This window comes from Agrobacterium sp. fls2-241-TYG-188a (genome assembly GCF_030209845.1).
The window spans coordinates 1,243,468-1,270,466 of record NZ_JARVRD010000002.1; the positions used below are offsets into that span (position 1 = coordinate 1,243,468).

General features: G+C 57.9%; 24 protein-coding genes. 7 read left to right on the forward strand and 17 right to left on the reverse strand.

Annotated elements, in window-relative coordinates:
• The first annotated feature begins 2 nt into the window (after positions 1-2).
• Together gcvH and gcvP are read left to right on the forward strand one after the other, a co-directional pair.
• A complete protein-coding gene (gcvH, locus tag QRN85_RS12765; protein ID WP_113099485.1) occupies positions 3-365 on the forward strand; it encodes a glycine cleavage system protein GcvH in 363 nt (120 codons plus the stop codon).
• Entirely contained in the window at positions 365-3,229 is a 2,865-nt protein-coding gene (gcvP, locus tag QRN85_RS12770; RefSeq protein WP_284758370.1) for an aminomethyl-transferring glycine dehydrogenase, read from the forward strand. Before gcvH ends, gcvP begins: the two co-directional genes overlap by 1 nt.
• A gap of 54 nt (positions 3,230-3,283) precedes the next feature.
• On the opposite strand, the gene QRN85_RS12775 is transcribed toward gcvP, so the two are convergent.
• The gene (locus QRN85_RS12775; RefSeq protein WP_113093398.1) at positions 3,284-3,787 is read right to left on the reverse strand and encodes a hypothetical protein; all 504 of its coding nucleotides are present in this window, start codon (positions 3,785-3,787) and stop codon (positions 3,284-3,286) included.
• 149 nt (positions 3,788-3,936) lie between these two features.
• On the opposite strand from QRN85_RS12775, the gene QRN85_RS12780 reads away from it, so the two are divergent.
• Positions 3,937-5,193, forward strand: a complete 1,257-nt coding sequence (locus QRN85_RS12780; RefSeq protein WP_284758867.1) for an MFS transporter — start codon at positions 3,937-3,939, stop codon at positions 5,191-5,193.
• A 49-nt stretch (positions 5,194-5,242) separates the two neighbouring features.
• On the opposite strand, the gene QRN85_RS12785 is transcribed toward QRN85_RS12780, so the two are convergent.
• The 5 genes from QRN85_RS12785 to cysG form a co-directional block, all read right to left on the reverse strand.
• Complete coding sequence (locus QRN85_RS12785; RefSeq protein WP_112963573.1) at positions 5,243-6,055, reverse strand: ferredoxin--NADP reductase; 813 nt, start codon at positions 6,053-6,055, stop codon at positions 5,243-5,245.
• 169 nt (positions 6,056-6,224) lie between these two features.
• Positions 6,225-6,731: a DUF934 domain-containing protein gene (locus tag QRN85_RS12790; RefSeq protein WP_113099489.1), complete on the reverse strand. Its 507-nt coding sequence runs from the start codon at positions 6,729-6,731 to the stop codon at positions 6,225-6,227.
• Positions 6,732-6,742: 11 nt separating this feature from the next.
• The gene (locus QRN85_RS12795) at positions 6,743-8,413 is read right to left on the reverse strand and encodes a nitrite/sulfite reductase (protein WP_284758374.1); all 1,671 of its coding nucleotides are present in this window, start codon (positions 8,411-8,413) and stop codon (positions 6,743-6,745) included.
• 8 nt (positions 8,414-8,421) lie between these two features.
• Positions 8,422-8,736, reverse strand: coding sequence for a DUF2849 domain-containing protein (locus tag QRN85_RS12800; RefSeq protein ID WP_062589610.1), 315 nt, complete (start codon positions 8,734-8,736; stop codon positions 8,422-8,424).
• A complete protein-coding gene (gene cysG, locus QRN85_RS12805; protein WP_284758869.1) occupies positions 8,729-10,189 on the reverse strand; it encodes a siroheme synthase CysG in 1,461 nt (486 codons plus the stop codon). The genes QRN85_RS12800 and cysG overlap by 8 nt, the downstream gene beginning before the upstream one ends.
• Positions 10,190-10,421: 232 nt before the next feature.
• On the opposite strand from cysG, the gene QRN85_RS12810 reads away from it, so the two are divergent.
• Together QRN85_RS12810 and mazG are read left to right on the forward strand one after the other, a co-directional pair.
• Positions 10,422-11,009 carry a deaminase gene (locus QRN85_RS12810; RefSeq protein WP_284758376.1) on the forward strand — a complete coding sequence of 196 codons (588 nt, stop codon included), beginning with the start codon at positions 10,422-10,424 and terminating at the stop codon, positions 11,007-11,009.
• Positions 11,010-11,032: 23 nt separating this feature from the next.
• Positions 11,033-11,869: a nucleoside triphosphate pyrophosphohydrolase gene (mazG, locus tag QRN85_RS12815; protein ID WP_284758378.1), complete on the forward strand. Its 837-nt coding sequence runs from the start codon at positions 11,033-11,035 to the stop codon at positions 11,867-11,869.
• Between the two features lie 13 nt (positions 11,870-11,882).
• Here the strand turns inward: mazG and QRN85_RS12820 are convergent, their stop codons facing one another.
• From QRN85_RS12820 to dusB, 9 genes are all read right to left on the reverse strand, one after another.
• A complete protein-coding gene (locus QRN85_RS12820) occupies positions 11,883-13,070 on the reverse strand; it encodes a GGDEF domain-containing protein (protein WP_284758380.1) in 1,188 nt (395 codons plus the stop codon).
• A gap of 179 nt (positions 13,071-13,249) precedes the next feature.
• Positions 13,250-14,578: a GTPase HflX gene (hflX, locus tag QRN85_RS12825; RefSeq protein WP_284758383.1), complete on the reverse strand. Its 1,329-nt coding sequence runs from the start codon at positions 14,576-14,578 to the stop codon at positions 13,250-13,252.
• A gap of 214 nt (positions 14,579-14,792) precedes the next feature.
• On the reverse strand, positions 14,793-15,035 hold the full coding sequence (gene hfq / locus QRN85_RS12830; protein ID WP_003496145.1) for an RNA chaperone Hfq: 243 nt from the start codon (positions 15,033-15,035) through the stop codon (positions 14,793-14,795).
• Between the two features lie 188 nt (positions 15,036-15,223).
• The gene (gene trkA / locus QRN85_RS12835; RefSeq protein ID WP_062589605.1) at positions 15,224-16,600 is read right to left on the reverse strand and encodes a Trk system potassium transporter TrkA; all 1,377 of its coding nucleotides are present in this window, start codon (positions 16,598-16,600) and stop codon (positions 15,224-15,226) included.
• Positions 16,601-16,637: 37 nt separating this feature from the next.
• On the reverse strand, positions 16,638-18,002 hold the full coding sequence (gene ntrX, locus QRN85_RS12840; protein WP_062589604.1) for a nitrogen assimilation response regulator NtrX: 1,365 nt from the start codon (positions 18,000-18,002) through the stop codon (positions 16,638-16,640).
• Positions 17,992-20,262 carry a sensor histidine kinase NtrY-like gene (locus QRN85_RS12845; RefSeq protein WP_284758385.1) on the reverse strand — a complete coding sequence of 757 codons (2,271 nt, stop codon included), beginning with the start codon at positions 20,260-20,262 and terminating at the stop codon, positions 17,992-17,994. The genes ntrX and QRN85_RS12845 overlap by 11 nt, the downstream gene beginning before the upstream one ends.
• Positions 20,263-20,408: 146 nt before the next feature.
• Positions 20,409-21,860 (reverse strand): nitrogen regulation protein NR(I), encoded by a 1,452-nt coding sequence (gene ntrC, locus QRN85_RS12850; protein ID WP_062589602.1) that lies wholly within the window; start codon positions 21,858-21,860, stop codon positions 20,409-20,411.
• Entirely contained in the window at positions 21,857-23,002 is a 1,146-nt protein-coding gene (locus QRN85_RS12855) for a two-component system sensor histidine kinase NtrB (protein ID WP_062589601.1), read from the reverse strand. Before QRN85_RS12855 ends, ntrC begins: the two co-directional genes overlap by 4 nt.
• Positions 22,999-24,015: a tRNA dihydrouridine synthase DusB gene (gene dusB / locus QRN85_RS12860; protein WP_284758387.1), complete on the reverse strand. Its 1,017-nt coding sequence runs from the start codon at positions 24,013-24,015 to the stop codon at positions 22,999-23,001. Before dusB ends, QRN85_RS12855 begins: the two co-directional genes overlap by 4 nt.
• A 250-nt stretch (positions 24,016-24,265) precedes the next feature.
• Here dusB and QRN85_RS12865 point away from each other — a divergent pair, with 250 nt between their 5' ends.
• Both QRN85_RS12865 and QRN85_RS12870 read left to right on the forward strand, forming a co-directional pair.
• Entirely contained in the window at positions 24,266-25,453 is a 1,188-nt protein-coding gene (locus tag QRN85_RS12865; protein WP_284758389.1) for a bifunctional 2-C-methyl-D-erythritol 4-phosphate cytidylyltransferase/2-C-methyl-D-erythritol 2,4-cyclodiphosphate synthase, read from the forward strand.
• Positions 25,450-25,953: a CinA family protein gene (locus tag QRN85_RS12870; RefSeq protein ID WP_284758390.1), complete on the forward strand. Its 504-nt coding sequence runs from the start codon at positions 25,450-25,452 to the stop codon at positions 25,951-25,953. Before QRN85_RS12865 ends, QRN85_RS12870 begins: the two co-directional genes overlap by 4 nt.
• Here QRN85_RS12870 and QRN85_RS12875 read toward each other — a convergent pair.
• Positions 25,941-26,390 (reverse strand): type II toxin-antitoxin system RatA family toxin, encoded by a 450-nt coding sequence (locus tag QRN85_RS12875; RefSeq protein WP_062589597.1) that lies wholly within the window; start codon positions 26,388-26,390, stop codon positions 25,941-25,943. The genes QRN85_RS12870 and QRN85_RS12875 overlap by 13 nt on opposite strands.
• A 9-nt stretch (positions 26,391-26,399) precedes the next feature.
• Positions 26,400-26,969, reverse strand: coding sequence for a P-loop NTPase family protein (locus QRN85_RS12880; protein ID WP_284758393.1), 570 nt, complete (start codon positions 26,967-26,969; stop codon positions 26,400-26,402).
• Positions 26,970-26,999: the final 30 nt, after the last annotated feature.

Below are 26,999 nucleotides of genomic sequence, written 5' to 3' on the forward strand. Positions count from 1 at the left end.
CCATGCTGAAATTTACTCAAGAACATGAGTGGCTGAAGATTGAAGGCGACGTCGCCACTGTCGGCATTACCAGCCACGCAGCAGAACAGCTTGGCGACCTCGTCTTCGTTGAACTGCCGGAAGTCGGCTCGACCTTCTCCAAGGATGGCGATGCTGCAACGGTGGAAAGCGTGAAGGCTGCCTCCGACGTGTATTGTCCTCTGGATGGCGAAGTTGTCGAGATCAACCAGGCCATCGTTGACGATCCGTCGCTGGTCAACTCCGATCCGCAGGGAGCCGGCTGGTTTTTCAAGCTGAAGCTGTCCAATGCAGCCGATGCCGACGCGCTTCTGGACGAAGCCGCCTATAAGGAGCTTATCGCGTAATGACGACTCCCACAGAGTTCCATTTCACCGACTACCAGCCCTACGACTTCGCAAACCGTCGTCACATCGGGCCTTCTCCGTCGGAAATGACGGATATGCTCAAGGTCATCGGCTATAACAGCCTCGATGGCCTTATTGACGCAACCGTGCCGTCCTCCATTCGCCAGAAGACGCCGCTTGCCTGGGGCGCGGCGCTGACAGAGCGTGAGGCCCTTGATCGCCTTCGCGAAACAGCAAACAAGAACAAGGTTTTGACCTCGCTCATCGGTCAGGGCTATTACGGCACTATCACGCCACCAGTCATCCAGCGCAACATTTTGGAAAATCCTGCCTGGTACACGGCCTATACGCCCTATCAGCCGGAAATCTCGCAGGGTCGCCTCGAAGCGCTCCTGAACTTCCAGACCATGATTACCGATCTGACGGGCCTGGATGTCGCCAATGCATCGCTTCTGGATGAGGCGACCGCCGCTGCGGAAGCCATGGCGATGTGCCAACGCGTCGCCAAGTCCAAGGCAACCGCCTTCTTCGTGGATGAAAATTGTCATCCTCAGACGATTGCTCTTATCGAGACGCGTGCTGAGCCGCTCGGCTGGAAGGTCATTGTCGGCAATCCCTTCACCGATCTCGATCCTGTCGACGTCTTCGGCGCCATCTTCCAGTATCCGGGCACCCATGGCCATGTCAGCGATTTCTCGGGCCTGATTGCCCGTCTGCACCAGACAGGTGCCATTGCTGCCGTGGCCGCAGATCTTCTGGCTTTGACGCTCTTGAAGTCTCCTGGTGAAATGGGTGCAGATATCGCCATCGGCTCGTCCCAGCGCTTCGGCGTTCCGGTCGGCTACGGCGGTCCGCACGCCGCCTATATGTCGGTCAAGGACACCCATAAGCGCAACATGCCCGGCCGTCTCGTCGGCGTGTCGGTCGATGCACGTGGCAACCGTGCTTACCGCCTGTCGCTGCAGACTCGCGAACAGCATATCCGCCGCGAAAAGGCCACATCCAACATCTGCACCGCGCAGGTGCTGCTGGCGGTCATGGCGTCCATGTACGGCGTTTTCCACGGACCGCAGGGCATCAAGGCCATTGCCCAGCAGACCCACCAGAAGGCCGTCCTCATGGCCAAGGGTCTTGAAAAGCTCGGCTACAAAATCGAACCTGAAACCTTCTTCGACACCATCACGGTCGATGTCGGCCACATGCAGGCTCTCATCTTGCGGGCAGCCGTGGCTGAAGGTGTAAACCTTCGCAAGGTTGGCTCCACCAAGATCGGCATGAGCCTTGACGAGCGTACACGGCCTGCCACACTGGAAGCAGTGTGGCGTGCATTCGGCGGAAACTTCTCGATTTCAGATTTCGAGCCGGAATATAGACTGCCGAAAAATCTATTGCGTACAAGTGCTTACATGACGCACCCGATCTTCCACATGAACCGCGCCGAAAGCGAGATGACCCGCTATATCCGTCGTCTTTCGGACCGCGATCTGGCGCTTGACCGCTCCATGATCCCGCTAGGTTCATGCACCATGAAGCTGAATGCGACGGCTGAAATGCTGCCCATTACCTGGCCGGAGTTTTCCGACATCCACCCCTTCGTGCCAGCCGATCAGGCGCTGGGCTACAAGGAAATGATCGATGACCTCTCGGCCAAGCTTTGCCAGGTCACCGGTTATGACGCCTTCTCCATGCAGCCCAATTCAGGCGCACAGGGCGAGTATGCGGGGCTTCTGACCATCCGCAACTACCACCTTGCCCGTGGCGATGCCCATCGCGACGTGTGCCTCATCCCAACCTCGGCGCATGGCACCAACCCTGCCTCGGCGCAGATGGTGGGTATGCGTGTCGTTCCTGTTCGCGCCATGGAAAACGGCGATATCGATATCGAGGATTTCCGTGCAAAAGCAAAGCAGTACGCGGAAAACCTCTCGTGCTGCATGATCACCTATCCGTCCACTCACGGCGTGTTTGAAGAAACCGTGCGCGAGATCTGCGATATCACGCACACGCATGGCGGACAGGTCTATCTTGATGGCGCCAACATGAACGCCATGGTCGGTCTTTCCCGTCCCGGCGACATCGGCTCGGACGTTTCCCACCTCAACCTGCACAAGACCTTCTGCATTCCGCATGGCGGCGGTGGTCCCGGCATGGGCCCGATTGGCGTCAAGGCACATCTTGCCCCATACCTGCCCGGCCATCCGGCCAGCGACGGACGCACAGGCGCGGTTTCCGCCGCACCCTTCGGGTCGCCCTCGATCCTGCCGATCTCCTGGAGCTACTGCCTGATGATGGGTGGCGAAGGACTGACGCAGGCAACCAAGGTCGCGATCCTGAATGCGAATTACATCGCCGCCCGCCTGAAGGGCGCCTATGACGTTCTCTACAAGTCTCAGGCCGGACGCGTGGCGCATGAATGCATCATCGACACACGGCCGCTGAACGAAAGCTGTGGCGTAACGGTGGATGACGTAGCCAAGCGTCTGATCGACTGCGGTTTCCACGCACCCACCATGAGCTGGCCGGTTGCGGGAACGCTGATGGTTGAGCCAACGGAATCCGAAACCAAGGCCGAACTCGACCGCTTCTGCGATGCGCTTCTCGCCATTCGCGAGGAAGCACGCGACATCGAGGAAGGCCGCTCGGACAAGCTCAACAATCCCTTGAAGAACGCCCCACACACTGTCGAAGATCTCGTCGGTGAATGGGACCGTCCGTATTCTCGGGAAAAGGGCTGCTTCCCACCGGGCGCTTTCCGCATCGACAAATACTGGTCGCCCGTCAACCGCATCGATAACGTCTATGGTGACCGCAACCTCGTCTGCACCTGCCCGCCGATGAGCGAATACGCGGAAGCCGCAGAGTAAAGCCAAAATAAAACTGGCCCGCCATTGGCGGGCCAGTTGCTATTACCGGTGCGGTTAGCGGGTCAGATTGATGTCTGCGGTCACCACCGTCGGACCACCTGCCCCGTCCTTGTCGGTCGTGCGCAATCGCAGTCCGCTGTTACCAACCTTCGTAATCGTCATGGCAGCCTCACGGTCTCCGTTGATGTCCCGCGTCCAGCGAATGGCGAGGTTGATGGAGTTGCCGTTGCGGCTGCCCGACAGAGCCGATGGACGGCCGGACGGTCCGACATAGTTTCCGCGGTAGCGCGCGCCATTGGCACTGAGGTCAGCCGAAATCGCCCGCCGCACCACGACCAGTCCCCGGCATGTTCCGTTCATGCGCAAGGATGGACCAGAAGCGGCGGAATCGAACGTACAGTTCACCTTGATGGGGCGCGCACCGATGCGGGTTGTAACGGTACCCGTGCCTTTCCAGCTGCCTTTCAATGTAGACAGAAACTGGGCCTCGTCGGCCATGGCAGGAGGCGCTACAAGCGCCGTCGCGAGTGCAATGATGGATATCAGTCTGCGATTCATGCGCGTGTTCCTTGTTGTGAGGTCCGAACGCCCTGCAGTCTCGAATGTTCCGCAACGGTGAAAGTTATAGGGGCTAGCAACCTAAATCGGGCAGGCGCGTTTTTCGGCAGCCCGCCCCACCTGTCTCCCGGAGATCCTCAGTGACAACAATCACCAAACCTGTCCATGCGGCCGGTCGCCCCGCTGAGGGATCACCTCAGCGAGGGATTTCGGACCGCTCGCTTTTTGCTCTGGCACTGCTCAATTTCTTCCTCGCAGACGCGCGAGACGGCCTTGGACCATTCCTCGACGCCTTCCTCGCGACCAATGGCTGGTCAGCCATGCAGCTTGGCCTCATCGCCACCGTCGGCGGGTTGGTCGGTCTGGTTGCGACGCCTCTATGCGGTGCGCTGGTGGATGGCTCAAGCTGGAAGCGGGCATTGATCGCGCTGCCGGTGGTGCTGGTGACGATCGGCGCACTGATCACTCTCATCTTCACCAATGAGGTGGTGGTCTGGACGGGGCAGATCATGACCGCCGTTGTCGGCGCGGTCATCGGACCTGCACTGGCAGGCCTTACGCTCGGCCTTGTTGGCGAAAAGATGTTTTCCGGGCAGATATCCCGCAACGAGTTCTGGAATCATGGCGGCAACTTCGTGTCGCTGTTTGCGACCTATTTTGCGGTGACTGCATTCGGTATCAATGGCGTCATCGGACTGATGATCGTCACCGCGCTTGGTGCCCTCGCAGCCATCTCCGCAATCGATCCCGACCGGATCGATCACAAGGTGGCCCGCGGTCTTGCCCAGGACAAGGGCGAGCCTGGCCCTTCCGGCTTCAAGGTATTGGTGAAAGAGCGCGGACTGATCTTCCTCTCGATCATCCTGCTGATCTTTCATTTCGGCAACGCACCGATGGGACGACTGCTCGCGCAGGACTTTGCCATAGAACTCAATACGCCGTTTCGCACGACAGCCATCATCACCGGCGTTGCCCAGTTCGCCATGATCTTCGTCGCGGCTCTCGCGCCATGGCTCATTCGTCGCTTCGGGCTATCTTCCGTTTTCATTCTGGCCTTGATGGCACTGCCCATACGTGGTGTCCTCGCCGCCTCCTTCGACAGCTTCTGGGTCATCTACCCCGTCCAGCTCCTGGATGGCATCGGCGCTGGTCTTCTGGGAATTGCCACGCCGGTTGCGGTGGAACGCATATTGAAAGGCACCGGCCGATTCAATGTCGGGCTAGCAAGCGTCATGACCGTTCAGGGCATTGGCGCATCTCTCAGCAATGGCGTGGCCGGCTGGCTGACCACCAAGGGCGGCTATGCGCTATCGCATCTCGTGGGAGGCGGCATTGCTGCCATTGCCATCGTTATGTTCCTGATCTACCGGCACGAGATTGCGCCAAAGCAGGCCACAGACGGCTGAAACAAAAAGGAGGCCTTGCGGCCTCCCAATTTCTGTCTGCGGTGAACGATCAACCGACGAATGCGCGCTCGATGACGAATTCGGCTGGCTTGTTGTTTGCACCTTCGGTTAGTCCGGCTTTTTCAAGCAGCGCTTTCGTATCCTTGAGCATGGCCGATGAACCGCAAATCATGCCGCGATCGACAGCAGGATCAAAAGCTGGAACGCCAAGGTCCGCAAACATCTTGCCGTTTTCGATAAGATCGGTGATGCGGCCCGTAAACGCGTAATCCTGCCGGGTAACAGTCGCGTAATGCTTCAGCTTGTCGCCCACAAGCTCGCTCAGGAACTCATGGTTCTTGATTTCGTCAACAAGATCGAAGCCATATTTCAGTTCGGCAACATCCCGGCATGTATGCGTCAGGATGACTTCCTCGAACTTCTCATAGGTTTCCGGGTCGCGGATCAGGCTTGCGAAAGGCGCGATCCCTGTGCCGGTCGAGAACATGTAGAGACGCTTGCCGGGGGTCAGCGCGTCAAGCACGAGAGTTCCTGTCGGCTTCTTGCGCATGAGCACCGTGTCACCGGGCTTTATCTGCTGCAGATGCGACGTCAGCGGGCCATCGGGCACCTTGATGGAGAAGAACTCAAGCTCTTCGTCCCAGGAAGGGCTGGCAATGGAATAGGCGCGATAGATCGGCTTGTCGCCAACCATCAGGCCAATCATCGCAAATTCACCCGAACGGAAGCGGAAACCCGCGGGGCGTGTCATACGAAAACGGAACAGGTGATCGGTGTAGTGCTCCACGGAAAGCACTGTTTCGGCATAGACGCCGTCAGGGATTTTCACCGCAAATTCTTCCGTCTTGGCTGGAGCGTTCATTCTCTATCCGTCCATTTTCACATTCTGTGCCATATTGAGCAGATGGGAGATATACCATCCGAACCGGGTTTTGAAGGCACAGGAAAATCATTGTAGCCATGCGCGCGGAAATATGTACTCAAAACTCATATTTCCGCACAATGTCGCATATCGCCGCATGGCGATCAGCTCACACCGCAGCGCGGCGACGCCAGCTATATCCCTCGCCCGCAGGCGCTGCCTTGGCAGCAGGCTGATAATGCTCGTCAATCCCGGGAAGCCGGTTCTGTGAGAGCCGACGGATCGCTGTCTCATTGGTCACGGCAAAGCTGTCGAAGCCCGTCCGCAACATCAGCGGCACCTGGTCAATCAGGACATCTCCCACGGCGCGCAATTCGCCCGCATAATTCAGCCGCGTGCGCAGCAGCGACGCATGGCTGAACCCACGGCCATCGTTGAATGCCGGGAAGCTGACCGCAACCAGACCAACGCGGTCGATGAAAGGACGCAGCCGCTCGACATCATCGGCTGGCTTGATGAGAACACCAAGGCCGACATCATTGCTTTCTTCTGCGCGGGCAACAAACGCATCCAGGTCAAGAATGGCCTTTTGCCCGTCCTGCGCCTTGACTTCCTCGGTTTCAACGATCCATGGATCATCGCCCACGAAGCCGCTCTCGTTCCAAATCTTGGTCATGATACAGGTCCTTACGCGGCTGCGGCAGTTGCCGGATAGAGCGCTTCCTTGAAGGGCTGCGCGCCAACGCGGCGATAGGCTTGAAGGAAGGTCTCTTCTTTGGAAAGACGCAAGCCGAGATAGGTATCGACAATGGTTTCCACCGCGTCCGTCACCTTCTCCGGCTCAAACCCACGCCCGATGATTTCGCCGATGGACGAGTTCTCATCGCCTGATCCGCCAAGCGTGATCTGGTAGAGTTCCGCGCCCTTCTTCTCCACACCCAGAAGCCCGATATGGCCGACATGGTGGTGACCGCAGGCGTTGATGCAGCCGGATATCTTTATCTTCAACTCGCCGATTTCCGCCTGCCGTTCAGGCGATCCAAAGCGGTTGGAGATTTCCTGCGAAACCGGAATGGAGCGCGCATTGGCAAGCGCGCAGTAATCCAGCCCGGGACAGGCAATGATATCGGTTATCAGTCCTGCGTTGGCGGTAGCGAGGCCAGCGCCCTGCAGCGCACGGTAGACCGGCTCCAGATCAGCCAGCGCAACATGCGGCAGGATGATATTCTGCTCATGGCTGATGCGCAGCTCATCCATCGCATACTCCTCGGCAATATCGGCAACGATCTCCATCTGCTCGTCGGTCGCATCACCCGGAATGCCACCGATGGGTTTCAGCGAAACCGTGACCATGCCGTAATCGGGGTGCTTGTGCGGCTGCACGTTCTGGTCCACCCAGCGCGCGAACTCGGCATCCGCCTTTTTCCAGCGCGCAACGCTCTCCCAACCTTCCGGACGCTCTTTCAGCGAAGGCATCGCGAAATAGGATGTGATTGCGGCGATGTCGGCATCCGGCAGCTTCAACTCGCCGTTTTTCAACTGGGCGAATTCGGCTTCCACCTGCCGCGCCAGTTCTTCAGCACCGGTTTCGTGCACGAGAATCTTGATGCGCGCCTTGTACTTGTTGTCGCGGCGACCATGCAGATTGTAAACGCGCATGATGGCAGTCGTGTAGGACAAGAGGTCTTCTTCCGGCAGGAAGTCCTTGATCTTTTTGGCGATCATTGGCGTTCTGCCCTGCCCGCCCCCGACGTAAACGGCAAAGCCGATCTCGCCATTGTCATTCTTCTTCAGATGCAGCCCGATGTCGTGGACCTGAATGGCGGCGCGGTCGCGCTCGGCACCCGTCACGGCAATCTTGAACTTGCGCGGCAGGAAGGAGAATTCCGGATGGACGGAAGACCACTGGCGCAATATCTCGGCGTAAGGACGCGGATCGGCAACCTCGTCAGCTGCCGCACCGGCAAAATGGTCTGCCGTCACGTTGCGGATACAGTTGCCCGATGTCTGAAGTGCGTGCATCTCGACGCTAGCAAGCTCGGCCAGAATGTCCGGCGTATCGGAAAGCCGCGGCCAGTTGTACTGGATGTTCTGCCGCGTGGTGAAATGGCCGTATCCACGGTCATATTTGCGCGCGATATGGGCAAGCATCCGCATCTGCTTCGAATTGAGCGTGCCATAGGGAATGGCGACACGCAGCATGTAGGCGTGAAGCTGAAGATAGACACCGTTCATCAGGCGCAGCGGCTTGAACGCGTCCTCGGCGAGTTCACCGGACAGGCGCCGTTCCACCTGATCACGGAACTGCTCAACGCGGCCCTGAACGAAAGCGTGGTCGAACTCATCGTAGCGATACATGATATTCCTCAGACTGCGATAAAAGCTGCGTCCGCTGGCTTGAAGCCATCGGCATAATGCATGGTTGGGCCCGCCGCGCGAATGCGTTCGCGCAGCCTGATTGGCCAGAGCTGGCCGTTTTCTTCGGACACATCGACGATGTTCACATCCACCACCTTGTTGGCAGAGAAATCGCGCTTGCCGATTTCTTCCAGCGAAGCTTCTGCCTCGGCATGGCGTGCAACCAGGGCCGACTGAAGATCTTCCGACCACTGGCCGCTTGCGTCGAGCCAGACGGCGATGCCATCGCTCAGACGATTGGCCGTCAAAACCTTGTCAACCATTTGCATACTCCTGTTTCAGGTCAGATGGCGCCCCTGCGAGGGACAGCGCTTCCGACCGGCCTAAATTCGCGCCTGCGACGGCATCTCCGATGATGACCATGACCGGGCCGGTCAATTCATCGCGATGCTCAAGGGCAGGCAAGTCCCTCAAGGTGCCGTGCATGAGACGGCGATATGAGCGGCTGGCATTCTCAATAACCGCAACCGTCGTGTCGGCGTTCAATCCGGCACTCATCAATCGGGTCGCAACCGAGGCAGCCACGGACCGCCCCATATAGACGGCGATCGTTGCGCCAGACACGGCAAGGCGCGCCCAGTCGGGCAGGATGTCACCCGCCAGATCGTGTCCGGTCGTGAAAATCAGCGAGGATGCAACGCCGCGCAATGTCAGCGGAAGCTCGAAATCTGCTGCCGCAGCAAAGGCGGAGGTGATACCCGGCACGATTTCATAACCGATACCCGCTTCCCGAAGTGCCGCCATCTCTTCTGCCGCACGTCCGTAGACCAATGGGTCGCCAGACTTCAGACGCACGACGCGTTTGCCCTCTTGTCCCAGCGACACCAGAAGCTTGTTGATGTCGGACTGGGACTTGGAATGACAGCCCTTGCGCTTGCCGACTGACAGCCGCTCCGCGTCGCGGCGGCCCATATTGACGATCTCCAGCGGCACCAGCGCGTCATAGACGATGACATCCGCCTGCATCAGGACGCGCTGCGCCCGCAACGTTAGCAGATCCTCGGCACCAGGACCTGCACCGACAAGCCAGACATAGCCTTCCGGCCGTTCAGGCGTGGCAAGAAGTTGCGCTGCCGCCTTATGGGCCGCTTCGATATCATTCAGAGCAACAGCATCGGCAACGCTGCCAGAAAAGAAACGACGCCAGAAATTGCGGCGCAAGGCCCCTTTGGTAATATTCTGTTCCGCTGCATCCCGATACTCGACAGCCAGACGCGCAAGCCGCCCAAGCGACGGCGCCAGCATCTGGTCGATACGCGCGCGAACAATCTGGCCAAGCACGGGCCCCGCCCCTTCCGTGCAAATGGCAACGGAAAGCGGCGCACGCGCCACAAGGCCGGGCGTATAAAAATCACAATAACCGGGCTGGTCAACGGCGTTTGCCGGGATAGACCGTGCCCTTGCGGCGTCCACGATCTCGCGATCAAGAGCTTCGTCGCCCGTCGCCGCAAATACCAGCACCATCCCGTCCAGCAGATCGGCAGAGAACGGTATGGCGTGATGCTTTACCTTGCCCTGCCCCAGCAGCGCGGCATAATCGTCTTGCGGTGCATCCGAGAAAGCAAGAATATCGGCGCTCGTATTGAGCAGCAGGCGCACCTTCGCAAAGGCCTCATCGCCATTGCCAAAAACGGCCACAGGCTTTCCCTCTACCTTGAAAAAGGCAGGAAAAGTCGCAAGCCGATGGTCAGCTTTATCTGAGTGGTCTTGCAGCATTCCCATAATATGTCCGATCAAGCATGAGGAATGAAGGTACAGAAATTCGCTTGCCATATTGCAGTAGATTTTTATTTCTCGGCAAGCGCTGATTTGGAGGAAAACAAACCGCGGTGACGTATTCGTCACGCTGTTGTAATTCCACACATATTCTTCAAATATTGTTTATTTTATCAGCAGTTTCGGCAATAAACCGTCCAACAAACAGGCATCACCGAAGTGGAAAGAAAATTTGGCTGAGAACACAATAGCATCGCGATTGCTTGACGTCATCGAGAACGATATTCTGCCCCTCACCACGCAGGGCGTTGCACAGGGCAACAAGGTTTTCGGAGCGGCGATCCTGCGCAAATCCGATCTGTCGCTGGTGCTGGCTGAAACCAACAACGAGCTGGAAAACCCGCTCTGGCATGGAGAGGTCCATGCGCTGAAGCGTTTCTACGAACTGGGAGAGAAGCCCGCCACGCGCGACCTCATTTTCCTGTCCACCCATGAACCCTGCACCATGTGCATGTCGGCGATAACCTGGGCAGGCTTCGACAATTTCTATTCCTTCTTCAGCCATGAAGATTCCCGTGATGCTTTCGCCATTCCGCACGACCTGAAGATCCTCAAGGAGGTTTTCCGACTTGAGCCGGGCGGCTATCGCCGCAACAACGCGTTCTGGAATTCCTTCTTTATCGCCGATTTGGTGGAAACCGAGAATGAGCCGCTCAAATCCGGACTTCTGGCACAGACTGCCCGAATAAAGGCCGCCTATAATGCGCTTTCCAGCACCTATCAGTCATCCAAAGACGATAACGCCATTCCCTTGAACTGACCGGCAACAGAAAGCACGACAATATGGAAGCCTCGAAGGATATCTCTCGCCTCATCGAGATCATGGAAGCGTTGCGGCAGCCGGAAACAGGCTGCCCGTGGGACATTGTCCAGACGTTTGAAACCATCAAGCTTTACACCATCGAGGAAGCCTATGAGGTGGCGGATGCGATAGAGCGCAAGGATATGGATGATCTGTGCGAGGAACTTGGCGACCTGTTGCTGCAGGTCGTGTTTCATTCGCGCATTGCCGAGGAAGAGGGAAAATTTTCGTTCGGAGACGTCGTTCATGCCGTGACCGCGAAGATGATCCGTCGCCACCCCCATGTCTTTGCCGCTTCTGATGCCGACACGCCCGAAACCGTGAAGGTGCAATGGGATGAGATCAAGGCTCAGGAAAAGCGCGACCGTGCAATGCGGCGTGCCGCAGGCGGCATCAGCGAGGATTTCAAGGCCGGGTTTCTGGGCTCGGTCCACCGCACGCAACCGGCGCTGACGGAAGCGTTGAAACTGCAGGAACAGGCGGCGCGTGTTGGCTTCGATTGGTCCGAACCTGAACCGATCCTCGACAAGATCGAGGAGGAAATCAGGGAATTGCGCGAGGCCATGGCGGGCGGCAACCCTGCAAAGGTGAAAGACGAGTTGGGTGACCTGATCTTCGCACTCGTCAATATCGGCCGCCACGTGAAGGCTGATCCGGAAAATGCCCTTCGCGGAACCAACACGAAGTTCCGCCGCCGCTTTCGTCACATCGAAACATCGCTCGCGCAATCAGACGAAACACTGGAAGGCGCGACGCTTGAGAGAATGGAAGATCTTTGGCAGGCCGCAAAGGCCATTGAAGGGCAGCTAGGCGATTGAGGTTACTTGCGCCTTAACCTGCGTGGCGAACCCTGGTCGTTGCCGAGGAATCTGCCGAAAAATCTTCGGGACGGTACAAGGTAAGCCTGTCTCGCCCGGAGGCCTTGGAAGCATACAGCGCCATATCCGCCAGCTTCATCAAAGCATGTGGCGTGCAGTGCTTTTCTTCGCAAACCGCCAGGCCCATGCTCAAGGTGGCCACGACCTTCTGGTCTTCTATGGGATGTCGTATGGCGCTTACGGACTGTCGAGCCCTGTCAGCCAGTGACACCGCGTCTTCCAGCCCCGTTGCGGGCATGAAGAGGATGAATTCTTCGCCGCCAAACCGCGCAAAACTGTCATTTGGCCGTATCCGCTGCGATAATTCCCTTGCAACACGCACAAGCACCTCATCGCCAGCCAGATGACCAAAGCCATCATTGATGCGTTTGAAATGATCGATGTCGATCATCACGATCGCATCGCCCTGCCGCATCTGCTCCGGAAGGCGCAGAGAGAACGAGCGCCGGTTGGGTACACCGGTCAGAACATCGAGATCGGCAAGCCGCCTCAGCCCCTCTTCCGCCCGCTCCTTTACCAGAGCCAGAACAAACACGGCGATTGCGAAATGGCAGACGATGGAAACGAAGAATGCGTTTCTGGCGGAAACGAAGGTGATATCCGGAAAGAGGATACCCACGAACACGAGCGCACTCAAAAATGCAGCAAACGCAATCGTGCCTGCCAACGCCTTTCTGACGGGAAGCGGCTCGATCAGCCTGTCGGTATAAACCGTGTAGGCAGCGGCAAAAAGCAGGGATGCAGCGGTAATCTGGAAGACGCAGGTTCTCACCTGCATGGATACATAGAGACCCGAGAAGAACAATCCCGCACACACCGAGACCGGTAGCAGCAGCACCAGCCACTCCCTGCGTTTGCGCGCCTGTGTGCTGATCCTGCACATGCCGATCCAGAATAGTGAATAGCCCACAAGCCCGGCGAAATTGCCGGCAAGCGCTAACACATATTCGAATCCCTGGAATGCCTTGCCCACGCTGACCAAGGTCGATGACATCGCAACGAGAAAGAAGCCGATGGCCAGAAAACCGAGGCCGACGCTTTCTCGCGATTGAGACCGAACATAGAGAAAGCACAGCGCAGCCACGAAAAAGGAAAGCTTGTGCAGGAGCAAAACTGTCGGCAAATCAAGGGGGTGCAGCATGTACGTCGGCTCATGAGAATTCGATCACATTATCACACGCCGACGATTACGGAACCCTAACAAGAAAGGGACAATTGATTGCATCTAACGCATAACTGATATGCAATAAAATGACACGAGGAGTGGCCTCACCTATAGCGCGGGTCTATAACCGTGCATATCAACGGCCCTCAAGGGCGCTACCGTTCCCAGTCCTCAACATCCGGCTTCTGATTCTTGCCAAGTCGCTGCTCGAGCTCAAGCGTCTGCGCTTCGGAAAGCCGCACATCAAGCGTGACGGACCCATCCTCATTGTCTTCGCGGGCGTCGACAACGGCGTTGTTGTAGACCCATGGCAGGAATTGCAGCTGATCGGCGGTCAGGACCACTGTCGTTTCCGTCAGCACACCTGAAAGCCTGCGCGAAATCTCCTCCATCAACGCATCGACGCCCTCGCCCGTGATGGCGGAGACGGCGCGCACGTTGGCGCGGCCCTCTGCCTTGTGCATGATGGCGTCATGGGTTTCAGCATCCAGCCTGTCGACCTTGTTCCACACTTCGACGATGCGCTCATCTGCCACTTTCTCGTCAATGCCGAGATCGCTGAGAATCCGCATGACATCGGCAGACTGTGCGCCGTTGTCAGGGTCGGCCATATCGCGGACATGGAGAATGAGATCGGCTTCCAGCACCTCTTCCAGCGTGGCACGGAACGCGGCAACAAGATGGGTCGGCAAATCAGAAATGAAGCCCACCGTATCCGACAGGATGACTGTGCGGCCATGTGGCAGCTTCATGCGTCGCAAGGTCGGGTCCAGCGTGGCAAACAGCATGTCTTCTGCCAATACGCCTGCACCGGTGATGCGGTTGAACAGCGTGGATTTGCCAGCGTTCGTATATCCTACCAGTGCCACGATGGGGTGCGGAACCTTACGGCGCTTGGCACGGTGAAGCTGGCGTGTCCGCACGACCTGCTCCAGCTCTCGTTCAAGCCGAACGATACGCTCCTGCAACAGCCGACGGTCGGCCTCGATCTGGGTTTCACCAGGACCACCCATGAAGCCCGCGCCACCGCGCTGACGCTCAAGGTGGGTCCAGCTTCTGACGAGGCGGCCCTTCTGGTAATTGAGGTGGGCGAGGTCCACCTGCAGCGTGCCTTCCTTGGTGGAAGCACGGCGACCGAATATCTCAAGGATGAGACCGGTGCGGTCGATAACCTTCGAGTTCCACTGCTTTTCGAGATTGCGCTGCTGGACCGGGGTCAGCGGGTGATCGATGATGACAAGGCCGGAATTGGTCTCTTCAAGAAGATGGCCGATTTCCTCGATCTTGCCCGTACCGAAAAGCGTTGCTGGCCGCGGCTGATTGACAGGCACGATCAAGCCTTCGGAAATATGCAGATCGATGGCAAGCGCCAGACCCTTGGCTTCCTCGAGCTTTGCCTCCATGGAGCGCGGCGGCGTGGTGGCGGAGGCATCTTTCGGGTTACGTCCCTGTTTCAAAACCGGGATGATGACCACCGCGCGCATATCGTCCCGGCGCTTTTCGAGCTCAGGAATAATGGATTCATTCGATGTGTCGCGCGTAGAAATGTGCCCGCACCTTTCCGATATTTGAGAAATTCATAGGCCGAACGGATGCCGCTACGATGAAAGCCTATTACGCAAAACAACGGACCCTCGCTAAGGTTCCGTTGCTCGCAAGTTCAATACTGTGCTGAACGACCTGTGGTTGAACGCGCTGTTACGCCGCGCCCTCTTCCGATTCGAACATCTGCATTGGCTGGCCCGGCATGATCGTGGAAATCGCGTGCTTGTAAACAAGCTGCGAGTGCCCGTCCCGGCGCAGCAGAACACAGAAGTTGTCGAAAGATGTAACAACACCGGTGAGCTTGACGCCGTTGATCAAGAAAATAGTCAACGAAATCTTCTGCTTGCGTACAGTGTTGAGAAAAAGATCTTGCAGGTTTTGAGAACGTTCCGCCATGGCGCCGATTCTTTCTTTTTTGCCCGGATGGGAGACCGGGAAATAAACAATCAATAATAGGACCGGTTGAACCTTGCCCCCCGTCAGCCGATCTGAAACTCTGGTATCAAATCACGATCTGTTCCGCAATGTCGAAAAACTTACCCGGATTTAGTGGGATAGGCTTTTTCCCTTTCAAACCCAATGTATTAGAAATATTGAATAGATACACGGAATAGCTGTTCCACTTCCCGCACGACATGGGCCGAGGCAAAAAGGATGACACGGTCTTTCGCCTTGATTTTCGTGTTTCCATCCGGACGAATGACTTTCTTGTCGCGGTAGATGACGCCGATGCGGATTCCCTCTGGCAGATCCAGATCACGCAGGGCCTGGCCCACGAGTGGTGACGTTTCTAAGGCTTCTGCCTCTATGATCTCGCCATTGCCCCGCTGCACCGCATAGACGGACCGGATGCGCCCTTTTCTGACGTGTTGTAGCACCCGCGAGATCGTCACGGCCCTGGGATTGATATAGGCATCGAGCGAAAGCGATTTTGCCACATCATGAAATGATGGTCCGTTGAGCAGCGCAAGGTTGGATTTGCAGCCCATCTGTTTTGCCATGACGGCACCCAGAATGTTGGTCTGATCATTGTTCGTCAACGTCACGATCAGATCGGCATCCTGGATATCGGCCTGATGAAGGATTTTCTGGTCGAGCACAGAGCCGTTCAGCACGATGGTCGTGTTCAACTTCTCGGATGCGGCGATTGCCCGCTCGCGGTCCGACTCAATGATCTTGACGCGCGTCTTTGGCTGGAGGCTTTCAATGGAACGGGCGACATATTGTCCGATGTTGCCACCGCCGGCGATAACGATGCGGCTCGCTTCCTTTTCCTCATGACCGAAGAGGCCAAGCGTTCTGCGCGCATGTTGCTGCTGGCAGATGACATAGGCGAGATCGCCGGTCCGCAACTGCTCCGATGAGTCGATCGCCTTCAGATGGCCGTTGCGATAGACGCCGACGACTGTCGCCACGAGGTCTGGAAACAGATGGCTGAGCTGCTGCAGCGGCGTGTTGACGACCGGGCAATCCTCCATGCATTCGATTGCCAGCATATAGACGTTGTCATCGGCAAAACGAACGACATCCGTTGCGCCAGGAAAGGCGATGCGCCGCAAGACCATCTTGCCGACCTCGATTTCTGGCGAAATCGTCACGTCGATGGACATGTTTTCACGGCTGAACAGGTCGCCATATTCAGGCGCCAGATAACTCTGGTCCCTGATACGCGCGACCTTCGTCGGCACGCTGAACAAGGCGTGAGCCACCTCGCAGGCAACGATGTTGATCTCGTCATAGAGCGTGACGGCGATGATCATGTCGGCCTGATCGGCCCCGGCCTTGGCCAGCATGTCGGGATGCGCGCCATGGCCGACATAGCCGCGCACATCGAGGGTTTCGGTGATCGCCGAAATCAACGCCGCCGAAGTATCGATGACCGACACGTCATTGTCTTCGCGCGACAATTGCTCCGCAATGCCGTAACCCACCTGGCCTGCGCCGCAAATGATGACTTTCATACGCTCTCTCTAGACCGTGAATCGCAACTGCGGATCGTTATACGCCGAGCGATTTCAATTTGCGATGCAGGGCCGAGCGTTCCATGCCGACAAATTCCGCCGTTCGCGAGATATTGCCGCCAAACCGGTTGATCTGCGCAACGAGATAGTCCCGCTCGAACATTTCCCGCGCTTCGCGCAGAGGAAGAGTCATGATGTGCTGGTCACCCTGCGCGGCAATCTTGGGCAACATGTCGCCGATATCGGCGGGCAACATATCGGCGGAAATCGGCGCATCGCCGCCTTCCGGACGTGCCAGAATCATCAGGCGCTCGATGTTGTTGCGCAGCTGTCTGATGTTGCCCGGCCAGTCATGGGTCTGCAGCACGGCCATGGCATCATCGCCAATCTTGCGCGGACGGATGCCCGCCTGCTCCGAGATCTGCCGCATGAACATATCCACGAGAAAGGGAATGTCCTCACGGCGCTCGGACAGGGCCGGCACCTTGACTGGAACGACGGCCAGCCGGTGATACAGATCTTCGCGAAACAGGCCGTCAGCGATCAGCCCTTCAAGGTTATGCGCGGTCGATGAGATGATGCGCACATCGACCTTCACGCGCTTGCCGCCGCCGACACGCTCGAATTGCTGGTCAACGAGCACCCGCAGGATCTTGTTTTGCGTCTCGCGCGGCATTTCACCGACCTCATCGAGGTAAAGAACACCCCGATGCGCCTCCTCGAGTGCACCAACCTTACGCGGCTGTCCCGGCAAGCCTTCGGTGCCGAAAAGGGCAATCTCCATGCGATCAGGCGTGATGGTTGCGGCGTTGAGTGCAACGAATGGTCCCGTCGCGCGCGAAGACTTCTTGTGGATCATCCGCGCCACAAGTTCCTTGCCAGAACCGGATGGACCCAAAATCATGATGCGGCTGTTGGTGGGCGAAACGCGGTCGATGGTCTGGCGCAGCTGAGATACAGCCAGCGATGCACCGATCAGCTCAACGGCGTCGCCGGTGCGTTTCTTCAACTCGGAAACCTCGCGTTTCAGCTTGGAATTTTCGAGTGCACGCTCTGCAATCAGAATGAGGCGGTCAGCCTTGAACGGCTTTTCGATGAAGTCGAAAGCGCCTCTTTTGATGGCATTGACCGCAGTTTCGATATTGCCGTGACCGGAAATCATCACCACAGGCAGTTCAGGGTGACGGCTCTTGATCTCGTCGAGCAGAGCCAGACCGTCCAGCTTGCTGCCCTGCATCCAGATGTCGAGAAATATCAGGCGCGGAACGCGCTCCGAAATGGCCGCAAGCGCACTGTCGCTATCGAACGCCATGCGTGTCTCATGGCCCTCGTCGGACAAGATGCCTGCGACGATCTCGCGAATATCCGCTTCGTCATCCACGACCAGAATATCAGACGCCATATGCAACTTCCTTGTCTAGTTCGCTGCTCGCCACTTCAATGCGCGGCAACAGCACTCTGATCATGGCGCCGTGGCCATGATCGAAATCGGCGGGTGCATCATGCAGCTCCAGATGACCGCCGTGTTCTTCAATAATCTTCTTGACGATGGCGAGACCGAGACCCGTGCCCTTTTCCCGCATCGTCATGTATGGTTCCAGAATGCGGTGACGGTTCTCGACGGGCAGGCCGCGACCATTATCGATCACCTCGGCCACGAAGCGGTTGTTCTCTTCGTCAAAGAACGCCTTCACAAGGATCTTGCCCGCGCGCGGGTCGTCGCCCGTTTCGACGGAATCGATGGCCTCGGTCGCATTCTTGATGAGGTTGCCGAAGGCCTGCCCCAGCATACGCGCATCGAACATGCCTTCCAGCGGCTCATCCCCAAGCTCGGTGCTGAAGCTGACATGCGCTGCACCCATTTCCCGCAGGAATGTGGCGTCCTTGAGAATGACGCGCAGATCGGACATTTCCTTCGTCGGCTTCGGCATTCGTGCGAAAGCCGAGAACTCGTCGACCATACGTCCGATATCGCCCACCTGCCGCACGATGGTATCCGTACATTGATCAAAGACGGTACGATCCGCTTCGTCAGTAATCTGCTTGCCGAAGCGGCGCTTGATGCGCTCTGCGGACAGCTGGATAGGCGTTAGCGGATTCTTGATTTCATGCGCGATGCGTCGCGCAACCTCAGACCATGCAGTCGAGCGCTGGGCGATCACGAGGTCGGTGATATCGTCAAGCGTGATGACGTAGGATTCGTGGCCATCACGCGCATCTTCGCGCGTTACCTGCACATTGAGCGTACGCTCCTTGCCACGCCTGATGATATTGATCTGGTGGCGGAAATCCATGCGCGCAGACGCAGCCGCTTCGGTCACGACATGTTCGATTTCCGGCGCGACCTCCACCAGCGGAGACCCTACCAGCCTCTCTGAAGACACGGCCAGGAACTCCTCGGCAGACGGGTTGGCAATGGTGATGTTTCGATGCTCGTCAACGCCGATGACGGCAGCCGTGACACCCGACAGCACCGCTTCGATGAAGCGGCGGCGATTGTCGATGTCATCCTTTGCCTCGATGATTTCGTCCTGCTGACTGCGGATTTCGGAGATCATCTTGTTGAATGTCCGGGCCAGACGACCAACGTCACCGTCCACGGCGCGCACGGGAACCAGCACGTGCATATTGCCCATGGCAACACTGTCTGCGGCGCTGATCAGCAGCCGGATCGGGCGCACGATGCGGTCGGCCACGGCAATCGCCGTCCAGATTGCGGCCAAAAGCACGATCAGTGCAAAGCCAAGGTAGAGAATGGCGAAGGCAATCTGCAGCGGCGCGCGCCCGGCTTCCATGGCGTTGTATTCGGCGCGGTTTTCCTCCATCAGCCGCATGGCAGACATGACCTTGGGGTCAACAGCGCGCACGGTATACAGAAACGTGCCGCCAATGCCCTCAAGCTTGATGATGGCCCCCACGAGATTGGTCACACCGGGAGGAATAAGGGTTGGCTGGCCTGCGCCCGCCTTTTCCAATGCATCCTGCGGGATAGCGGGAAGCGGCCGCTCGGTCTTGATATCGGCCTGCACCACGGCATCGCCATCTTCCTGCACGAGGAATGCACCCAGAAGCCCGCGCCCCTTGGCCTGCCGGGTCATCAACTCAACGAAGCCGGTGCGATCCAGATAGAAAAGCGCCCGATTGCGGTCGAGGTCGGTTGCCATGGAAAGCGTCTGCCCCTGCAGATAGCCCGCATTCTCAAGCATGTAGGCTTGCGCAATGTTGCTGGAGGAATCCACGATTGCCTGTGTGCGAAGCGCAAACCAGCGATCCAGCCCCACATTCAGCGTGATACTCGCAAAGATAGCCACCAGAACGGCTGGCGTGATGGCGACGATGGAGAAAAGAGCAACGATGCGAACGTGCAGTCTGGCCGCCGCCCTGCCCCGGCGTCTTGCCTTCATCAACCGGCTGATCTCACGCCCGATCAGATACATCAGGCCGATGACGAAGAGAGAGTTGATGACAACGGAGGCGATGACGACATTTGTCGTCGGCGCAATCGGGGTCAGGCCAAGCAGCACAAAAAGCGTGAGCATGGCGCAAACCAGCGCAACACCGGCAAGCACGAGCCCTGGGAAAGCAAACGACATGCGTCGGTCAGCAATGACTATATCGGCCGCCGCACGGTCCGAAACCCTATCGGTGACAGGTTTGCGCATCGATCATTTTCCCATGCCACTTTGTGCGGCATCATTTTCTTGAAGAGAGAGAACGCGATCCGCACCCTGACGAATCTACGCTCCCGTGATTTTCAAGCAACACTTTGTGGCGAAAATGCAACGACACCTATAACTTGTCAACACGCTCAGGCAGTTCTTGAACTGCGATACACAGATACGCCCAGCTCCCGGATCTTCTTGCGAAGCGTGTTGCGGTTCAGGCCAAGCAGATCAGCTGCCTTGATCTGATTCCCGCGTGTGGCCGTCAATGCAGCGAGAATGAGCGGATACTCCATTTCGCGCAAGACGCGATCATAGAGGCCCGGGGGCGGCAGGCTTTCCCCGAAACCGGAGAAATAATCCCGCATATTTTCTTCGACAGCCTGGGATATCGTCATCGATCCATTGCGCACGGCGGTGCGGTCAATCGGACTGTCAGGCACGTCCGACTGCAACTCCTGCTCGATGATTTCGCGGGTGATGACTTCCTGTGGATAAAGCGCCATCAGACGACGGATGAGGTTTTCCAGCTCGCGCACGTTGCCCGGCCAGGCATAGGCCTTCATCAGCTCCAGGGCTTCGGTCTCGAAACGCTTGCCCTCCAGCCCCTCCTTCTCGCCAGTCTGGATGAAATGGCGAACGAGGTCCGGAATGTCTTCCGCACGATCCCGCAAGGGCGGCAGACGAAGCGGTACCACATTGAGGCGGTAATAGAGATCTTCACGGAAGAGACCCTGATTGATGGATGTCTTCAGGTCCTTGTTGGTCGCGGCGACAATGCGGACATCGGTGCGGATCGGCGTGCGCCCGCCAACCGTCGTATATTCGCCCTGCTGCAGAACACGTAAGAGCCGCGTCTGCGCATCCATTGGCATGTCACCGATTTCATCGAGAAACAGCGTTCCGCCCTCAGCCTGCTCGAAGCGGCCCGTGGAACGGTTCTGTGCGCCTGTAAACGCGCCTTTCTCATGGCCGAAAAGTTCCGACTCGATCAGGTCACGCGGGATAGCGGCCATGTTGATCGCCACGAAGGGACCGTTGCGACGCTTGCCATAATCATGCAGCGCCCGAGCCACCAGTTCCTTACCGGTGCCGGACTCGCCGGTAATCATCAGCGTCAGGTCCGTCTGCATCAAGCGCGCCAGCACGCGGTAGATTTCCTGCATTGCGGCGGAACGGCCTACAAGCGGCATTCCGTCCTGCATGTCATCGTCAAGCTTGGCCGGTTTGCGCTTCGGCTCGGACAGGGCTCGACCAATGATGGCGATGAGCTCGGTCAGGTCAAAGGGCTTTGGCAGATAGTCATAGGCACCCTTTTCAGAGGCCTTGATGGCCGTCATGAACGTGTTTTGCGCACTCATGACAAGAACAGGCAGATCCGGGCGCGCTTTCTTGATGCGCGGCAGAAGATCGAACGCGTTTTCGTCCGGCATGACGACATCGGTAACAACCAGATCGCCCTCACCGGCAGACACCCAGCGCCACAGCGTTGCGGCGTTGGAGGTGATGCGCACGTCGTACCCGGCACGGCTGAGCGCCTGATTGAGGACGGTGCGGATTGCCGCATCATCATCGGCCACAAGAATCGTTGCTGTCATCGATTTGGTCCTGTCGGGTTCGGCAAAATGCTGTCGTCTGCCACGACCTCGGTCGAGACGGGCATCAATACGCGGAAGGTCGTGCGGTGGTTCTGGCTGTCGCATTCCACGATGCCGCCATGGGCACCGATGAGTTTGGCGACAAGTGCCAGGCCAAGGCCGGAGCCGTTGGTCTTTGTTGTAATGAACGGATCGAACAGATGTGGCAGCAGGTCTGCAGGCACACCTGGGCCATTATCGTGAACGCAGAATTCCAGCGGCAGCGAAATGCGCTCCCGCGTTCCCGCCACGGAAAGCCTTATTCCCGGACGGTAGGCCGTCGTCAGCATGACTTCGCCGTCTGGCTGATTACCCACGGCTTCGGCAGCATTCTTCACGAGGTTGAGGAAGACCTGCACCAACTGGTCCCTGTTGGCATAGACCGGCGGCAGGGACGGATCGTAATTCTCGCTGATCTTGATGTTGCGAGCAAAGCCGGCCTTCGCCACGGCTTTCACGTGATCAAGAACAGAGTGGATGTTGATGGGCATTCGGTCGACCGGTCGCTCGTCGGAGAATATCTCCATACGGTCAACCAGAGAGACGATGCGGTCTGTCTCGTCGCAGATCAGCCGGGTCAGTGCACGGTCTTCGTCCGGCACCGAGGTTTCCAGCAACTGGGCAGCACCGCGTATGCCGGAGAGCGGGTTCTTGATCTCATGCGCCAGCATCGAGGCAAGGCCGGTCACCGAACGGGCTGCCGCGCGATGCGTCAGCTGCCGGTCGATCTTGTCTGCCATGGAACGTTCCTGAAACACCACCACGACCGAACCCGGCTCGCTGACGACAGGCGCGACATAAAGATCCACCAGCTTGTCCTGCCCCAGACGTGGCGATGAAAGATCGACCCGGTATTCGTTGACGGGCGCGCGACGCTCCCGTACCTGATCGATCAGCGCCAGCAAAGGACTGCCAAAGGGAATGAAGGTGGAGATGCGGTAGCGGGCCAGATGCGTCGCGCTTGCACCGAAAAAAGCTTCCGCTTCCCAGTTGGCAAAGGCCACAAAACCTTCGCCATCCACGAGGATGACGGGGTTCTGAACCGCATTGAGAACGGCCATGGCAAGTGCGTTGCCGCCGGGCGCTGTGGGTTCGGCGCTCATGCGGCCTTCCTTGCGGACAGACGTTCCGCGCCCTGCTGCAGGGCGCTTCGCAGCAACGCGACAACCTGCCCCGTGTTTTTCGATGTCATGATAGCAACCTTGTCATCTGTCTTCATGTCCGGCGCAAAGCGATCCAGGTACCAGCCTAGGTGTTTGCGCGCGTGACGAAGCCCGGCTTCGATGCCGTAAAACTCCAGCATCATTTCGTAGTGTTCCACCGCGATGTCAGCGATCTCTCCGGGAGCAGGTGGCGCGTGACCGGCAAGTACGGCGGGCAACCAGGGCTGACCCTGCGCCCCTCGCCCCACCATCACGGCATCCGCACCGGAGCGGCGCAATATTTCCGATGCATCCGCCGATGTCTCGACGTCGCCATTGGCGATCAGCGGAACGGAAATGACGTCACGAACGGCCTTGATGGCGTCCCAGTCCGCACGCCCTTCGTAAAACTGCATTCGCGTGCGTCCGTGGATGGTGATGAGCTTTACGCCAGCCGCCTGCGCGCGCGCTGCAATTTCCGGAGCGTTGATAGAATCGCTATCCCAACCAAGCCGCATTTTCAGCGTAACCGGCACATCCACGGCCTTTACCGTCGCCTCGATGAGGCTGAGCGCGTGATCCGGCTCGCGCATCAGCGCCGATCCGGAATATCCGCCTGTCACCTTCTTTGCCGGACAACCCATATTGATATCGATGATGCCTGCGCCATTATCCGCCGAAATCTTGGCGGCTTCCGCCATCCAGTAGGCTTCTCGCCCGGCAAGCTGGACCATATGCGGAACCATGCCCGCGTTCTTCAGCCGCGCCCAGGACTCACCACGGTTGGCAACCAGCTCGCGGCTGGCAACCATTTCGGTTACCACCAGCCCTGCCCCAAACCGCCATGCCAGCCGGCGAAACGGCAGATCCGTCACCCCGGACATAGGCGCAAGCACAGACCGGTTACGAATGGTAACGGAACCAATATCGAAGGGATCTGAGAGCGCGGGCAAAGTCAAATGGTGATCTTTCATGCATTTTTGAATATTGCATTATTTTTAGACAGCGTTTGCGTCGTTGCCAAGCACTTTCGCACAGAATTTCCGTGTTTTTCGCAACTGCGTTTTACGGCGTCCAGAGCGTGAAAAAGGGCTGCATCAAAGCGGTGGGGAGCCTTTGGAATAGCGCATTCACGCTGGCTATTCGTTTTTTAAAGCGCTAGAGCAAAGCTGTAAACCTTTGAAGAAATGCATAGATAGCATGGGTCCAATGCAGGAAGTGGCTATGAAGATCGGTATTGTCATTGTTGCCGCCGGGCGTGGTGAACGCGCTGGCGCACCCGAAGAAGGGCCAAAACAATACCGGTCGATTGGCGGCAGAGCCGTCATTGAACACACGCTTGCCCGCTTTCTCGATTGGCCACATGCAGGCCTGATCACGGTCGTCATCCACGCGGATGACAAGGCGCTGTTCCAGCCTATCATCGAGCGCATGGGCGCAAAGGACCGCATACAGGTGGTCGAGGGTGGCGCAACGCGCCAGATTTCGGTTCTTACCGGCCTTGAAGATCTGGAAGATCAGGGTGTCACCCATGTCATGATCCATGATGCCGTACGCCCGTTCTTCGACTCAAGCCTGCTTGACCGCATTGCCCATTGCCTGCGCGAGGGTGAGAATGCTGTTCTGCCGGTGATGCCGGTGGCCGATACGTTGAAACGAGGCGCGCAGGGCTTCGTGACAGAAACGGTATCGCGCAGTGACCTCTATGCGGCACAGACACCGCAATCCTTCCACTACCCGTCCATTCTGAAGGCCCATCGTCAGGCCGCCTCCACGGGCCGCAGTGACTTCACCGACGATGCTTCGATTGCAGAGTGGGCAGGCTTGGCCGTAAAGCTTGTGGAAGGCATGGCCGACAACATGAAGCTGACCTTGAAGAGAGATATTGCCATGGCTGACGAAAAACTATCCTCCGCATTGCCGGACGTTCGCACCGGCAATGGTTATGACGTGCACCAGTTGGGTGAAGGCGACGGCGTAACACTGTGCGGCATCTTCATTCCCCACGACCAGAAGCTTATGGGCCATTCGGATGCGGATGTGGCGCTTCATGCCTTGACGGATGCTCTTCTGGCCACCTGCGGAGCGGGCGACATCGGTGACCATTTCCCGCCATCCGACCCGCAGTGGAAGGGTGCCGCATCGCGCATCTTTCTGGAACACGCAGCCAAACTCGTGCGCGACAATGGCGGCACGATCATGAATGCCGATGTCTCGCTGATAGCCGAAGCCCCACGTGTGGGCCCGCATCGGCAGGCCATGCGCGAAAATCTTGCAGCCATCCTCGATATCACGCTTGACCGTTGCTCGGTGAAGGCAACGACAAACGAAACGATTGGCTTCGTCGGGCGTCGCGAAGGCATCGCCGCCATCGCAACGGCAACAGTCGTCTATCGAAAGAGACCGCTGTGAGCGTCTTTCCCGCAGAGACAGCCCTTCTGGCGCAAAAGATCGTCACGGACTTCACGCAAAGGGGGCACATGCTCTCGACGGCGGAAAGCTGCACCGGTGGCTTGATCGCCGGAGCACTCACCGACATCTCCGGCTCGTCCGCCGTGGTCGACCGAGGTTTCGTGACCTATACGAATGACGCGAAGATGGAGATGCTCGGCGTCACGGCTGCAACGCTTGATGCTTATGGCGCGGTGTCACGGCAGACAGCGTTGCAGATGGCGCATGGGGCGCTGTTTCGCTCGAAGGCAGAGTTTTCCGTGGCTGTCACGGGCATTGCGGGGCCAGGCGGCGGCACGTCTGAAAAGCCGGTCGGCCTCGTGCACCTCGCGGCACAACGGCGCTCCGGTCGTATCATCCATCGTCAGATGCTTTATGGCGATATTGGTCGTGACAATGTCAGACTTGCCACTGTCAGAACGGCGCTGGAAATGCTGCTGGAACTGTCTCAGGCCGTGTAGATCTTGTCTGCCCGCGCCTCGAAGGCTTCGGCAAACATGCGGAATGCGCGGTCAAACATCGAGCCCATGACCGCACCGAGAATGCGGCTCTTGAATTCGTAATCGATGAAGAAATAGACCGAGCATCCGCCGTTGTCGGTCGGCTCGAAGCGCCAGCGATTATCGAGATATTTGAACGGCCCATCGAGATATTTGACGTCTATGGCGTGCTCTTCCGGCTTCAGCAGAACCTGGGTGGTGAAGGTCTCGCGGAAAGCCTTGTAGCCAACTGTCATGTCTGCCACCAGAAGCGTCTTGGTGTCACGCTCCTTGCGGGAACGGATGCTCAGCCCTTCGCAGAGCGGCAAAAATTCGGGATACTTCTCCACATCGGCAACGAGATTGAACATCTGTTCTGGAGAATGTCTGACGGGACGGCGGGTTTCAAATTGCGGCATGACGCGCAGTTAATGTGCTGCGCCAATAAGATCAAGAAGCGCACTGGCCTGCGCTCTGGATTTCACCTGAAATATCGGCACTTCGGGGCCGTAAAGATCAAAATTGCGGATGAAGACAGGGGCGTGGCGCTTCTCGAAATGCCAGATGTAGCCAAGGAACTCCATATCGGGAAGTTTTTCCCGGCAGCCATCGGCCATTTCAGGTCGCACCGTTCCGTAATGTCTGGCAACCCGCTTCGCGACACCCATCATGCAAGAAATGCGCGGAAGACGCATCCAGATGACCAGCTGCGTGCGTGGAAGCCGCATCTCGAAGGTAGATGGGTTGGATCCATCCAGCACCCAGCGATCACGAGACACAATATCTTGGAGAATGCGGCGCTGTTCATCCCTACCTCTTTGCGCCCAGCCTGAAATCCAGCGCACATCACGGTCGATTGAGAAGTAGTCGAGATCTCGGTGTGCTGCGATGTAACGCGAAAGTGTCGATTTCCCCGCGCCGGACGAGCCGACAACCATGATGCGCGATGCGCTTGCAACACGGGCCGCAGCTTCTTCGATGGTGTCGATTTCCAGCATCCCGCCTCCGTTGCATAGCAGTTTCTAGAA

Bases quoted from the DNA above. Each gene is read 5' to 3' on its own strand.
- ntrC (WP_062589602.1), bottom strand. From the start codon at position 21,860: ATGACAGCAACGATTCTTGTGGCCGATGATGATGCGGCAATCCGCACC.
- QRN85_RS12800 (WP_062589610.1), bottom strand. From the start codon at position 8,736: ATGGTTGACAAGGTTTTGACGGCCAATCGTCTGAGCGATGGCATCGCC.
- QRN85_RS12775 (WP_113093398.1), bottom strand. From the start codon at position 3,787: ATGAATCGCAGACTGATATCCATCATTGCACTCGCGACGGCGCTTGTA.
- QRN85_RS12795 (WP_284758374.1), bottom strand. From the start codon at position 8,413: ATGTATCGCTACGATGAGTTCGACCACGCTTTCGTTCAGGGCCGCGTT.
- mazG (WP_284758378.1), top strand. From the start codon at position 11,033: ATGGAAGCCTCGAAGGATATCTCTCGCCTCATCGAGATCATGGAAGCG.
- gcvH (WP_113099485.1), top strand. From the start codon at position 3: ATGCTGAAATTTACTCAAGAACATGAGTGGCTGAAGATTGAAGGCGAC.
- dusB (WP_284758387.1), bottom strand. From the start codon at position 24,015: ATGAAAGATCACCATTTGACTTTGCCCGCGCTCTCAGATCCCTTCGAT.
- QRN85_RS12785 (WP_112963573.1), bottom strand. From the start codon at position 6,055: ATGAACGCTCCAGCCAAGACGGAAGAATTTGCGGTGAAAATCCCTGAC.
- gcvP (WP_284758370.1), top strand. From the start codon at position 365: ATGACGACTCCCACAGAGTTCCATTTCACCGACTACCAGCCCTACGAC.
- trkA (WP_062589605.1), bottom strand. From the start codon at position 16,600: ATGAAAGTCATCATTTGCGGCGCAGGCCAGGTGGGTTACGGCATTGCG.
- cysG (WP_284758869.1), bottom strand. From the start codon at position 10,189: ATGCTGCAAGACCACTCAGATAAAGCTGACCATCGGCTTGCGACTTTT.
- QRN85_RS12845 (WP_284758385.1), bottom strand. From the start codon at position 20,262: ATGCGCAAACCTGTCACCGATAGGGTTTCGGACCGTGCGGCGGCCGAT.
- QRN85_RS12875 (WP_062589597.1), bottom strand. From the start codon at position 26,390: ATGCCGCAATTTGAAACCCGCCGTCCCGTCAGACATTCTCCAGAACAG.
- ntrX (WP_062589604.1), bottom strand. From the start codon at position 18,002: ATGGCGTCTGATATTCTGGTCGTGGATGACGAAGCGGATATTCGCGAG.
- hflX (WP_284758383.1), bottom strand. From the start codon at position 14,578: ATGCGCGCGGTGGTCATCATCCCGGTTTTGAAACAGGGACGTAACCCG.
- QRN85_RS12820 (WP_284758380.1), bottom strand. From the start codon at position 13,070: ATGCTGCACCCCCTTGATTTGCCGACAGTTTTGCTCCTGCACAAGCTT.
- QRN85_RS12855 (WP_062589601.1), bottom strand. From the start codon at position 23,002: ATGAGCGCCGAACCCACAGCGCCCGGCGGCAACGCACTTGCCATGGCC.
- QRN85_RS12880 (WP_284758393.1), bottom strand. From the start codon at position 26,969: ATGCTGGAAATCGACACCATCGAAGAAGCTGCGGCCCGTGTTGCAAGC.
- hfq (WP_003496145.1), bottom strand. From the start codon at position 15,035: ATGGCGGAACGTTCTCAAAACCTGCAAGATCTTTTTCTCAACACTGTA.
- QRN85_RS12865 (WP_284758389.1), top strand. From the start codon at position 24,266: ATGAAGATCGGTATTGTCATTGTTGCCGCCGGGCGTGGTGAACGCGCT.
- QRN85_RS12790 (WP_113099489.1), bottom strand. From the start codon at position 6,731: ATGACCAAGATTTGGAACGAGAGCGGCTTCGTGGGCGATGATCCATGG.